Here is a 12,601-nt window from a genome sequence, read left to right as displayed (position 1 = left end):
TTGCCCGGAACAAACATTAACCCTCAAGTCGAAGGTTATAGTTATGTCAAGTCAAGCAAACGATATAACGACGCTATGTTCAGCGTCCCGCTCATGCAACGACCGCGCCCGCGTGTCGTTGCAAAACTGAAAAAACCGGCGCGGCGCGCCGTGAAACGCCGGGTGTGCCTACCTCGTCACCGGATGGTCGGGGCTCGAGACGTCGTAGACCTTCACCGGTTCCGTCGCCTTGTCCTTGACCCCGAGCAGCGCCTCGAGCACCAGCGACTTGTCCCGGCCCCGCGAACCATCTCCCCAGATGACGCTGCGGCCGTTGGTGAGCTTGAGTTCGACGAAGTCCCGGCTTTCGGCGCTGGCGTGATCGACCCTGCTCAGCAATCCGGCGGGCAGCTCGGAGAGGACCTTCGTGACGGCCGCGAAGACCTTCGGGTCCGCGGTCACTCCGTTGCCCTTGATCACCGGGAGCCGCACCGCATCGCGCTTGGGCAGTGGCACCAGCACCCGCCCGTCGGCGTCGACCAGGGAAAAGGCCTTGCCGTCCTGCAGCACGGCCACCGGCTCATGCTCGACGATCTGCACGTGCAGTGTTCCGGGTGCCTCGGCCTGGATCACGACGTCGGCGACCGCTGGTTCGCCCTGGAGCAGGCCCAGCACCCGCCCAGAACCCACCTGCGAGAGCGGGACGCCCAGCAGCGGGGCCAGCGCGGATTGGACCGCGTCCTCCGTAACCAGGCTGTTCCCCTGCACCTCGACCGATTTGATGGCCAGGATCGGGGAAAAAGTCAGGACCAGGATCAACGCGACGATAACGGCAAGCACGCTGGAGCCGATAATGATCCAACGCCGCCCGACCCGGCTCCGGCGAACCGGGTGCCGGGTCAGCTCCAGCACGTTGCCGGGCCCGGCCTCGTGAGTGCTCATGCCTCCCCGGCAGCCAACGCCCCGAGGATCGCCACACCCTGTTCGGTCACGTCCCCGGCGCCGATGGTCATGATCACGTCACCCGGCCGGGCGCGTGATGCCAGCACCGCCGCGACCTCGCCCGCGGTGGCGGGTCCGCCCTCGGTGTTCAGCAGGTCGGTGACCAAGGCGCTGGTCACTCCCTCGATCGGGGTTTCGCGGGCCGGGTAGATCTCCAGCACCAGCGCCGTGTCCGCCAGCGAGAGCGCATCGGCGAATTCGCGGTGGAACTCCCGGGTACGCGAAAACAGGTGCGGCTGGAAGACCACATGCACCTTGCCGTCTCCCGCCACGGCACGGGCGGCCCGCAGGGCCGCCAGGACCTCGGTCGGGTGGTGGGCATAGTCGTCGTAGACCCGCACGCCGGATTCCTCACCGCGCAGCTCGAAGCGACGTGACGCGCCGCTGAAAGCCGAGAGCCCGGCCACGGCGGCCTCCGGCTCCAAGCCGCAGTCCAGGCCCACGGCAAAGGCGGCCGCGGCATTGAGCAGGTTGTGGTTGCCGGGAACGGCCAGGTCCAGCACCGCCGACGTGCCGGCACCCCACTCCAAGGTGCACTCGAACCGGGTCCCGTGGGGTGCCGGATCCAGCAGCCGGCGGTCCGCATCCTCGGAGAAGCCGTAGGTCTGCACGCGCAGGTCCGGGCGTTCGCGGCGCATCCGTGACGCCAGGGCATGGGAGCCCGGATCGTCGGCGCAGCAGATCAGCAGGCCATCGGCGGGAAGCAGCGAGGCAAAGGAGAAGAACGCCTGATGGACGGCCGCTTCGGTACCGTAGTGGTCAAGATGGTCCGCCTCGATGTTCGTCACCACGATGACCTGGGGGGCGTAGTTCAGGAACGAGGCGTCGGACTCGTCGGCTTCCGCCACGAAGACGCGCCCGGCACCGTGTTCGGCGTTCACGCCCAGCCCGGCGATGTTCGCACCGATGGCGAAGGACGGGGAAAGCCCGGCTTCGCGCAACATCACGGCGATCAGCGAGGTGGTGGTGGTCTTGCCGTGGGTTCCGGCGACGGCGATGACCTGGTGGCCGTTCATCGCGGCTGCCAGGCCCTCGGAGCGGTGCAACAGACGCAGGCCGCGGCGGACCGCCTCGTCGTACTCGGGGTTGCCTGGCTTGACCACGGAGGACATGACCACTGTATCGACGTCACCGATGTTCTCGGCGCGGTAGCCGACGTGGATTTCAGCGCCCAGGGCGCGGAGCTCGTCGAGCACCGGAAGGTCCTTCGCGTCGCTGCCGGTGATGGTGACCCCGCGGGCGAGCATCAGCCGGGCGACGGCCGAAACGCCGACACCCCCGATCCCCATGAGGTGGACGCGGCCGAGTTCTTCGAGTGTTCGTTGTTGCTGCATGCTTCTAGCTTCCCATCTTCGGGTGCCGGCCGGTGGATTGTTGCTTGGTCCCTTCCAGAACCATGGCCGCCATGGCCTCGGCCGCGTCGTTGCGTCCCTGGGCCCGGGCAGCTGCGGACATGGCGGCCAGCGCCGGCGCATTGGCGAGCAGCGGCAGCACTTCGGTGGCGAAGTATTCCGGGGTGAAGCCGGCATCGTCGATGAGCACTGCCCCCCCGGCGCCTACCAGGTCCGCGGCGTTGAGCTTCTGTTCGCCATTGCCGATGGGCAGCGGGACCAGGACCGAGGGGACGCCGGCGACCGCCAGTTCGCAAACGGTTCCGGCACCGGAGCGGGCCACGATCAGATCCGCCGCGGCGTAGGCGTTCTGCATGCCATCGACGTATTCGACCTGCCGGTATCCGGCCCCGGCCAGCAGGGCGCCGGATGCGTCGGTGATGCCCTTGCCCGCGCCGGTGATGTGCAGGACCTGGACGCCGGCCTCAGCGATGGCGGGAAGGCTGGCCGACACCGCCCGGTTGATCGACGCGGCACCGGAGGATCCGCCGGTCACCACCAGTACCGGCGTGTGCTCGTCCAGGCCCAGCGCGGCGCGGGCCGCCGGGCGAAGCGCGGCGGTGTCCATGGCGGCAATGGACTTGCGCATCGGCATGCCCACCACCCGGGCACCGGCCAGCCCGCTGGAGGCATAGGCGACGCCGATGCCGGCCGCCTTGCGTGCGCCCAGCTTGTTGGCCAGACCGGCGCGCGCGTTCGCCTCGTGGATGAACACCGGGATGCCCAGCTTGTTGGCAGCCAGGTAGACCGGGGTGCACACGTAGCCGCCGACACCGACCACGGCATCGGCCTTCGCCTCGGTCAGGATCGCCTTGGCCTGGTCGATGGCCGCCTTGAACTTGAACGGGAAGGAGAACATCGCGGCATTTGGCCGGCGCGGGAAGGGGACCTTGTTGATCGTTTCAAGCCGGTAGCCCGCTGCCGGTACCAGCCGGGCCTCCAGCCCGTCAGCCGTGCCGAGGGCCGTGATCTCCACTCCGGGGGCGGCGGCACGGAGCGCGTCGCCGATGGCCAACAGGGGCGATACGTGCCCGGCGGTTCCGCCGCCGGCCAGGATCACGCTGAGTTCGGTTGTCATGGGGTGGGTTCCTGCCGTGTTGATGTCGAAATGAAGAACTGGGGGTCGGGGGCGGAGGCCGTTACGGGGCGCCGGACGTGATGCCGCGTACCTTATTCCAGATCGGGTTCCCGGAGCGCGGACCTCCGGATTCGATGCGCTGCTGCCGGGCGAAGCCCAGCACCACGCCCACCGCGGCCAGCGTAAAGATCAGCGCCGAGCCGCCGGAGGAAATGAAGGGCAGCGGGATGCCGATGACCGGAAGCATCCCGGCAACCATCGCGATGTTGATGAAGGCCTGGCCCACGATCCAGACCATGATCGAGCCGACGGCAATACGGCCAAAGACGCTTTGGGTGCGGACGGCGATCCGGTACATGGCCACCGCCAGCAGCGCGAAGAGCAGCACCACGAACAGGGCGCCGACCAGGCCGAGCTCCTCGCCGAGGATGGAGAAGATGAAGTCGTTCTGGGCCTCGGGGACGTGGCTCCACTTCTGCCGCGACTGCCCGGGGCCGACGCCGAACCAGCCGCCGGAGGCCAGCGCGTAGAGCCCTGCCTGGGCCTGGTCGCACAGGCCGCTTCCGTCGTCGCAGTTGCCCATCCAGGCGGTGATGCGGTCCATGCGGTTGCGGGCGAAGAGCGCCATGCCGAGCACGACGAGCACGACGGCTGAGCCGGCCATGGCGAAGTAGCGTTTCCTGGCTCCGCCGAGGAACATCGCGGTGCCGATGACCAGCATCAGGATCATCGCCGTACCCAGGTCGCGCCCCGCCAGGACGAGTCCGACGATCAGCAGGCCACCGGGGAAGACCACCGGGACCATGGTGTGCTTGAAGTCGTGCATCAGGTGCGACTTGCGCTCCAGGATCATGCCGCACCAGATCGCCAGCATCAGCTTGGCGAATTCGGAGGGCTGGATCGTCATCGAGCCGATCTCGATCCAGTTCCGGTTGCCGCCGGCCCCCTTGCCCAGCGGCGTGAGCACGGCTGTCAGGGCCAGAACAGTCAGGAAGTAGGCAATCCAGGACCAGGAGCGGATCCGTTCGCTGGGGATCCTGGCCGCGACGAGCATCACCACCACGCCGATCACCGCGAAAATGCCCTGCTTGATGAACAGCGAGTAGGAATTACCGCTCCCCTTGGTGATGAATTCGACCGAGGAGGCGGAAAGCACCATGAATACGCCCATCGTGGTCAGCGCCAGCACGGCCCCGAGCACGACGAAGTAGTTGAACTGGGCGGCCTTCAGCGACGTGTCACCGAGCCAGCCCCCGATGCCTCGCGGAGAAGGGGAAGCCGATGCCGGGGCCTTGCGCGGTGCGGCCGAAATGACCCGGACCTCGCGGTCGGCTCCGGGCTCCCGGCGCTGGGCCTGCTTAACGGCGGCAGGCCCGGCCGCAGTGGCGGCGGGGGCCTGCGGCTTGTGGACGCGTGGGCGCGGCTTGCGCCCTGCTGTGTGGTGCGGCGGGTGGCTGCTACCGGTCACGGCTGCTCCTTTACTTGCTGTTGGCCTCCATCAGCGCGCCGACCGCGTCGATGAACGCGTTGCCGCGGTGTGCGTATGAGGAGAACTGGTCCATGGAGGCGGCCGCTGGGGCCATCAGGACGGTGTCCCCGGGCTCGGCGACCCGGGCTGCGGCCGCTACGGCCTCGGCCATGACGCTCCAGCCGCGGGCGGTGCCGGTGGCGCCGTCCGGGGCTATGCTTCCAGTTTCCCGCACGCTGGCCTCGAACACGGGCACCTGTGGGGCGTGTCGTTCCAATGCCTGGCGCAGGCCCGTGTTGTCGGTGCCGATGAGCACCACGGCCTTGAGCCGGGCTGCATGGGAGCTGACCAGCTCCTGGTAATCAACTCCCTTGGACAGGCCGCCGGCGATCCAGACAACGGAGCTGAAGGCGCCGAGCGAGGCGTTCGCCGCGTGCGGGTTGGTGGCCTTGGAATCGTTGATCCAGAGGATGTCGTTTTCCCGGGCCACGGCCTGGATGCGGTGGTCGCCCGGGTCGAAGTCGGCCAGCCCGGCGGCGATGGCTGCCGGGCCGACGCCATAGGCCCGGGCCAGGGCCGCGGCGGCGAGTGCATTGGCTGCCGTGTGCCGCGGCACCACCTCGCCGATCTGGTTCAGAGCGATCAGCTCGATGGCCGAATTCGCGCGGTCGTCGTTGAAGGCGCGGTCCACCAGCAGGTCCTCGACGATGCCCAGCATGCTGCGGGCCGGGACGCCGGTGGTGAAGCCGATGGCCCGGCAGCCCTCGATGACGTCGGCGTTCTCGACCATGGCCTCGGTTTCGCGCTGGTCGGCGTTGTAGATCGCCGCCACGCGCGTGCGCTCGTAGATCTTGGCCTTGTCGGCCAGGTAGTGCTCATAGCCGCCGTGCCAGTCGACGTGGTCCTCGGCTACGTTGAGCACCACGGAGGCCAACGGGGAAATGCTGTGGGTGAAGTGCAGTTGGAAGCTGGAGAGTTCAACGGCGATGGCGTCGAAGCCCTCGGGATCCCGAATCGCATCCAGGATCGGGGTGCCGACGTTGCCGGCTGCGATCGCGCGCAGCCCGGCTGCCCGCAAGATCGACTCGGTCATCCCGACGGTGCTGGTCTTGCCGTTGGTGCCGGTGATGACCAGCCATTCGGCCGTCTTGCGTCCGGCGCGTTCGCGCACGCGCCAGGCCAGTTCCACGTCTCCCCAGATCGGGATTCCGGACTCCGCTGCGGCGGCCAGCAGTGGCTGGCGCGGGTTCCAGCCCGGAGAGGCGATGAGCAGTTCGGGGGCCAGCCCACCGAACAGCGGCAACGCATCCACGTGCGCGGCGCCCAACAGCACGTCGGTGGCGCCGACAATGCGCAGCGTGTCGGCTCGCGACGCGTTCGCCTCATCGTCACGGCCGTCGACGATGATGACCTGCGCACCAAGCTCGATCAGCGTGTCGGCGGCGGAGAAGCCCGAGAGCCCCAACCCGGCTACGATGACGCGCAGGCCGGCCCAGTCGGCGTCCCAGCTGGTGAGCGATTCAAGCGGTGCGTGTGTCACAGTCCAACGACCCATTCGGAGTAGAAGATGCCCAGGCCCGCGGCGACGAACAGCCCGCCGAGGATCCAGAAGCGGATCACGACGTTGACCTCGGGCCAGCCTTTGAGCTCAAAGTGGTGCTGCAGCGGTGCCATGCGGAAGACCCGCTTGCCTCCGGAGATCTTGAAGTAGCCGACCTGGATGATTACGGAGAGGGTGATCATCACGAACAGTCCGGCCAGCACGACCAGCAGGATCTCGGTGCGGGACAGGATGGCGAAGGCAGCGATCGCGCCGCCGATGGCCAGCGATCCGGTGTCGCCCATGAAGATCTTGGCCGGCGCGGCATTCCACCAGAGGAAGCCGATCAGGGCGCCGCTGAGGATGGCCCCGAGCAGGGCCAGGTCCATGGAGTCGCGGACCGTGTAGCAGACGTTGGTCTGGCCGGGCAGGCCGCAGGCCTGGTTGGTCTGCCAGATGCCGATCAGGGTGTATGCGCCGAAGACCATGATGGCGGCGCCCGTGGCGAGCCCGTCGAGTCCGTCGGTGAGGTTCACCCCGTTGGTGGTCGCGGTGACTATCAGGTTCGCCCAGATCACAAACAGGATCACGCCGGCCACCGGCCCGAAGAACGCGAAGTCCAGCGACGTATCGCGCAGGAAGGAGATTGCCGTCGAGGCCGGGGTCAGACCCTGCTCGTCGGGGAAATTCAGCGCCATCAAGGCGAAAGAGATGCCCACGGCGGCTTGCAGCACTATCTTTTGCCAGGCCCGCAGGCCCAAGCTGCGCTTCTTGGCGATCTTGATGAAGTCGTCGAGGAAGCCGACGAGGCCCATCCCCGCGAAGAGCAGCAGCACCAGCAACCCGCTGGCGGTGATGCCCGCATTGCGCGCATCGATCAGTTCGAGGATGCCATGGGTCAGGAAGTACGCGGCAACGACCGCCAGCACGATCACGACCCCGCCCATGGTGGGCGTGCCGGACTTGACTGCATGGGTGGTCGGCCCGTCGTCGCGGACCACCTGGCCGTACTTGCGGCGGATCAGGACCTTGATGTAAAGCGGGGTTCCGAGCAGGGTCAGGAGCAGGGCCATGCCTGCTCCTGCGATCAGGGCGATCACTGGGTGGATTCCTCCTTTGCGGCATTGCTGCCGCTGTTTTGTGAAGCTATCCGATCGCCCAGGAACCGCAGGCCGGCCCCGTTGGAGGACTTGAAAAGCACGATGTCGCCGGGTTCGAGGTGTTCGCGCAGCATGGCCTCTGCCTGTACGTCGTTTTCCACGTAATAGGCTTCGTCACCCCAGCTGCCCTCCAGGACGGCCGAATTGTAGGCGGGCTTGGCGCCCCGGCCCACCACGAGAAGCTTCTTGATGTTCAACCGGACCGCGGCCCGGCCGAGCAGGTCGTGTTCGAAGATCGATTCACTGCCGAGCTCGAGCATTTCCCCGAGGACCGCCCAGGTCCGGCGTGCCACACCGTCCGCGTTGGGCAACCCCAGCTCGGCCAGTGCGCGCAGCGCGGCCCGCATCGACTGCGGGTTGGCGTTGTAGGCGTCGTTGATGATGGTCACGCCGTCGGTACGCTCGGTGCGTTCCATGCGCCAGCGGCTGCCCGGACCCAGGTCGATGAGCGCCTGGGCGATCACCGACGGGGCGATGCCGGCGGCAAAGGCCGCCGCAGCCGCCGCCAACAGGTTGGAGACGTGGTGGTGTCCGATGAGGCCGGCGCGTACGTGGTGCATTTCGCCGCCGGGGAAGGACAAGTCGAATTCGGGGTGACCCTGGGCGTTCACGAACACCGAAGAGGCGCTGATGCCCGGGGCCGTCCCGCCGTGCTGCGAGTAGTCGACGCCGAATCCCAGCACCGGTGCCGCCGAACGCGCGGCCATGGCCGCGACGATTCCGTCGTCCTGGTTGAGGATGGCGACGCCGGAGGCGTCAAGGGCCTCGACGAGCTCGCCCTTGGCTCGAGCCGTGTTTTCCGGGGAGCCGAACTCGCCGGCGTGCGCGCTGCCGACGCAGAGCACCACGCCGATCTCGGGCCGGACCATCGCACCGAGGTACTCGATGTGGCCGATGCCTGTGGCCCCCATCTCCACGACGAGGTACTTGGTGGATTCGGTGGCGCGGAAGACCGTCAATGGGACGCCGACCTCGCCGTTATAGGACCCCACCGGGGCAACGGTCTCGCCGTCGGTGGCCAGAATGGTCGCCAGCAGGTCCTTGGTAGTGGTCTTGCCGGCAGATCCGGTAATGCCGATGACGCGCATCGAGTTGCGCTCCTTGAGCACGCTCACCACGTGGGCGGCGATCCGGCCCATGGCGATGACTGCGTCCTTGACGATGATCGCCGGGTGCACGAGGCCGTTGGCGTCGGTGGTTTCGCGTTCGGCAAGGGCCAGCACGGCGCCTGCGGCGAGGGCCGTGTCGATGAAGTGGTGGCCGTCCGAGGACTCGCCGGGCTTGGCAACGAAAAGCCAGCCTGGCGCGCATTCACGCGAGTCCGTGGCGACGCCCAGGATCGTCTGATCGCCGGGGGCCGTCGAAGTGGGTCGGCCGCCCGTGATGGCGGAAATTTCGGCGGTATTTAGATCAATCATGGCAATGAGGACTTTACCCCTCGGTCCCCTCTGTCGTGGAATCGTTCGGCTCTGGGGCGGTGCCCGGCGCCACGGTGAACCCGTTGGCGATCAGGGCCGCGCGCAGCTCCTCACGGTCGTCGAGGGCCAGATTCACGCCCTTGACCTCCTGCCAGATTTCATGTCCCCGCCCGGCCACCAGAATGGTGTCCGCCACAGTGGCCAGGGCGGCTGCCTTGGCGATGGCGGCGGCGCGCGGGTACTCAATCATGACGGTGCTGCTCAGGCCCTCGGCCGCAATGGCGGCGCGGGCCCCGGCGGCAACGGCCTCGCGGATGCCCGCGGGCTCCTCGTCGTGCGGGTCATCGTCGCTGACGATGACGATGTCCGCATGGCGGGCCGCGATGGCCCCCATGATCGGACGTTTCGTGGCATCGCGCTGTCCGGTGGCGCCGAAGACGACGATGACCCTCGAGCCCTGGATGGTGCTGCGGACCGATTCCAGGGCGCGGGCCAGGGCATCCGGGTTGTGAGCAAAGTCAACAATCGCGGCCGGCTCCCGGCAGATGACCTGCATCCGTCCGGGGACCTCCACGGTGAGCGGATCGGCCGTGTCCAGCGCATGCTGCAGCACCGCCGGGTCGACGCCCGAGGCAAGCACCATCAGCACCGCCAAGGCGGCGTTGGCGATGTTGAAGTCCCCGGGCAGGCCGGTCCGGGCACGCAGCAGCGTGCTGCCGGGACCACGTAGTTCAAAGGCATGCCCCAGCCCGTCTGGGCGTACAGCGGCGACAGACCACTGCGCGGCGGCATCGGGGTCCCCGGTGGTCGAAAGCGTCAGGGCACGGTCTCCGCACTCCGCGGCCAAGCGCGCGCCCCATGCGTCATCGACGGTGATCACGGCTCGTTCGCTGCGTTCGGGGGCGAATAGGGACGCCTTGGTGGCGTAGTAGTCTTCCATGTCGCCGTGCAGGTCCAGGTGGTCCTGGGTGAGGTTGGTGAAGCCGGAGACGGCAAAGCGCAGCCCGTCAACACGGCGGTAGGACAGCGAGTGGGATGAGACCTCCATCACTGCGGCACCGATGCCGAGCCCGGCCATGCGGGCCATCAGTCCGTGCAGTTGAGGTGCCTCTGGAGTGGTGAGAATACTGGGGATCCGGGTTTCCCCGGCAACGATCTCGATGGTTCCGATGAGCCCGGTGGTTTCACCAAGCGCTGCGAGGATCGACCGGATCAGGTAGGTCGTCGTGGTTTTGCCGTTGGTTCCGGTGAGCCCGAAGAGCCGTGGGGAACGCTCGCGGGTTCCGTAGACGGCGGCCGCCAGCAGCCCAATGTCCTCGCGGACGTCATCGATCACCAGCACCGGCAGCCCGGTGGCTGCTGCCATCGGCTCGCCCGCGGCGTCGGTGAGGATCGCCGAGGCACCGGCCGCCGCGGCGGCGGCCGAGAACTCCGAACCATGCCGGTTGGCTCCGGGCACTGCCGCGTAGAGGTCTCCCGGGAGCACGGCACGGGAATCCAGGCACAACCCGGTGACCGCGCTGGTGCTGATGTCGTTCAGGATATGCGCCGCCCGGCCCTGGGCCTTCACGGCGAGGGCCAGGTCCGCGAGGCGGACCGGTACGGTGGAGCTCGGACGGAGGACTTGCTCCGCTTGTCGCGGAGTCAGTGGTGCAGGCATTACCAGGATTTCTGTTGATCGGTTCCCACGAAGACGTTATAGCCATTGGGCTTGGACTTGCTGGGCGGAACATTGTAGGTATTCAGGGTCTTGCTCATGATCTCGGTGAAGGTATCCCCCACGCTCCAAGACTTCCAGTTGCCCTTGGGCCGGTGCATGGTGACCACCACGACGAATTGCGGGTCATCCAGCGGGGCGACCCCGGCGAAGGAGCTGGTGTATCCATCGTACTTTCCGGTGGGACCGGCGGCCTGCGCCGTGCCGGACTTGCCGCCCACGCGGTAGCCCTCAATGGCCATCTTCTTGCCGGTGCCCTCCTGCACCACCGTTTCCATCATCCGCAGCATTTCATCGGATGTCTTCTTGGAGAAAACGCGTTTGGGCTTCGCCTCGGGGACCTTGTGCTCGGTTCCGTCCGCGTCGATGTAGGCGTCGATGAGGCTCGGTTCCATCTGCACGCCTCCGTTGGCGACGGTCTGGAAGATCTTCGCCGTATGCAGGGCCGTCTGCGTGTAACCCTGGCCAAACATGATGTTGTACTGCTGGCGGCGCTCCCAGTCGCTCGACGGGGCCAGGATTCCCTTGTTGAAGCCGCTGACGCCCAGGTCGATGGGGGCACCGATGCCGAGCTTGCGCATGTAGTCTTCGCGGACCTTGTTCTCCAGCTTGTTGCCCACCATCACCGTGCCGGTGTTGTACGAGCGGGCAAAGATGCCCGCCGCCGTCATCTCGAAGGTGGAGTGCTTCAACGAGTCGTTGATGGTTTCGCCGTTGATGCGCAGCGAGTTGGCCACCTTGAACTGGTCGGTGGGCTTAATGACGCCCTCCTCCAGCGCCGCGGCGAACGTTGCCACCTTGCCGGTGGATCCAGGTTCGAAAGCCTGGGTCAGTGTGGTGGAAGTCCGGGATTCGGCATCGGTGGCACCGGGGTCATTGGGATCCATCGACTTCGAGTCGCCCAGGGCGATGATCTCCCCGGTCTTGAGGTTCAAGACCGTTGCATTGACCCACTCAGCCTTGAATTCCTTGGCTTTTTTAGCCACGGCCTCCTGCGCCACGTACTGGATGTCAGTGTTGATGGTCAGGCGGACGCTCTGGCCGTCCTGCACCGGGATTTCCTCGTTGGTGGCGATCGGGATGCGGATGCCGTCGCCACCGGCCTCGTACTTCTTCTTGCCCGCCGTTCCGGCCAGCTTGGCTTCCTGCGAGAGTTCCAGCCCTTCGGCGCCCTTGCCCTCGGAATCCATGAAACCGAGCAGCGGTCCGGCGACCACGCCGTTGGGGTACTGCCGTTCGCTGAGCAGCATGCCGTTCATCGCCGGCAGGCTCACCTCCATGGCGGCGTTGCGCATTTCGGGTGTCACGGACTTCGCAATGACCGAGTAGGTCTTCTTTTCGGCGCCTTCGACCCCGACGACGGATTCCTTCACCATCGCCTCATCCAGGCCAAGGATCTGGGAGAGCTCCGCGACGGCCTGGTCCACGGTGATGCGCTCGCGCTTGCCCGTCTCCGGATTCTTGCGCGGGTAGGTTTCCGTCGTGGACTTCGCGATCTCCGAGGCAAGGTCCTTCTGGCTGATGACCAGGTCGTACCGGTCGACGCTGGTGGCCAGGATTGTGCCATTGGCGTCCAGAATCTGTCCGCGCCTGGGCTCGATGGATACTTCCTTCGTCCGGTTTTTGACTGCCTCTGCCGCGACCCCCTGCGGGTCCATGCCCTGGATGTAGAACAGCCGTCCGCCGAGGGTCACAAGCAATAGCAGGGAGAGCAGCAGGGCAATGAACAAGCGGAGGTTGCCGCTGGTGCCCGCTCCGCCCGGCGCTTGGGCTTTCCCTGTCGCGGGCGTCTTGTTCATCTGTTCCTCAGCTCATGCCATCGTGGTCGATCCTGCACACCCTACATGG

Annotated in this window: 9 protein-coding genes; all 9 read right to left on the bottom strand. The window is 67.0% G+C overall.

Annotated features, from left to right (window positions below; genetic code table 11):
* Window positions 1-168: 168 nt before the first annotated feature.
* Window positions 169-921, bottom strand: a complete 753-nt coding sequence (locus E9229_RS13840; RefSeq protein ID WP_183512195.1) for a cell division protein FtsQ/DivIB — start codon at window positions 919-921, stop codon at window positions 169-171.
* Window positions 918-2,315, bottom strand: a complete 1,398-nt coding sequence (murC, locus tag E9229_RS13835; protein WP_183512194.1) for a UDP-N-acetylmuramate--L-alanine ligase — start codon at window positions 2,313-2,315, stop codon at window positions 918-920. Before murC ends, E9229_RS13840 begins: the two co-directional genes overlap by 4 nt.
* A gap of 4 nt (window positions 2,316-2,319) precedes the next feature.
* Window positions 2,320-3,450 carry an undecaprenyldiphospho-muramoylpentapeptide beta-N-acetylglucosaminyltransferase gene (gene murG / locus E9229_RS13830; protein ID WP_183512192.1) on the bottom strand — a complete coding sequence of 377 codons (1,131 nt, stop codon included), beginning with the start codon at window positions 3,448-3,450 and terminating at the stop codon, window positions 2,320-2,322.
* A gap of 61 nt (window positions 3,451-3,511) precedes the next feature.
* Window positions 3,512-4,918 carry a putative lipid II flippase FtsW gene (gene ftsW, locus E9229_RS13825; RefSeq protein WP_183512191.1) on the bottom strand — a complete coding sequence of 469 codons (1,407 nt, stop codon included), beginning with the start codon at window positions 4,916-4,918 and terminating at the stop codon, window positions 3,512-3,514.
* A 10-nt stretch (window positions 4,919-4,928) separates the two neighbouring features.
* The gene (gene murD, locus E9229_RS13820) at window positions 4,929-6,473 is read right to left on the bottom strand and encodes a UDP-N-acetylmuramoyl-L-alanine--D-glutamate ligase (protein WP_183512190.1); all 1,545 of its coding nucleotides are present in this window, start codon (window positions 6,471-6,473) and stop codon (window positions 4,929-4,931) included.
* Window positions 6,455-7,558 carry a phospho-N-acetylmuramoyl-pentapeptide-transferase gene (gene mraY, locus E9229_RS13815; RefSeq protein WP_183512189.1) on the bottom strand — a complete coding sequence of 368 codons (1,104 nt, stop codon included), beginning with the start codon at window positions 7,556-7,558 and terminating at the stop codon, window positions 6,455-6,457. The genes murD and mraY overlap by 19 nt, the downstream gene beginning before the upstream one ends.
* Window positions 7,555-9,036, bottom strand: coding sequence for a UDP-N-acetylmuramoyl-tripeptide--D-alanyl-D-alanine ligase (locus E9229_RS13810; protein ID WP_183512188.1), 1,482 nt, complete (start codon window positions 9,034-9,036; stop codon window positions 7,555-7,557). The genes mraY and E9229_RS13810 overlap by 4 nt, the downstream gene beginning before the upstream one ends.
* 13 nt (window positions 9,037-9,049) lie before the next feature.
* Window positions 9,050-10,696: a UDP-N-acetylmuramoyl-L-alanyl-D-glutamate--2,6-diaminopimelate ligase gene (locus tag E9229_RS13805; RefSeq protein ID WP_183512187.1), complete on the bottom strand. Its 1,647-nt coding sequence runs from the start codon at window positions 10,694-10,696 to the stop codon at window positions 9,050-9,052.
* On the bottom strand, window positions 10,696-12,552 hold the full coding sequence (locus E9229_RS13800; RefSeq protein WP_183512186.1) for a peptidoglycan D,D-transpeptidase FtsI family protein: 1,857 nt from the start codon (window positions 12,550-12,552) through the stop codon (window positions 10,696-10,698). Before E9229_RS13800 ends, E9229_RS13805 begins: the two co-directional genes overlap by 1 nt.
* Between the last annotated feature and the right edge of the window lie 49 nt (window positions 12,553-12,601).

Origin of the sequence: Paeniglutamicibacter cryotolerans (genome assembly GCF_014190875.1) — a bacterium.
Taxonomy (GTDB): domain Bacteria; phylum Actinomycetota; class Actinomycetes; order Actinomycetales; family Micrococcaceae; genus Paeniglutamicibacter; species Paeniglutamicibacter cryotolerans.
Note: the sequence above shows the minus strand (reverse complement) of the source record. Positions and strands in the feature narration are given on the sequence as shown.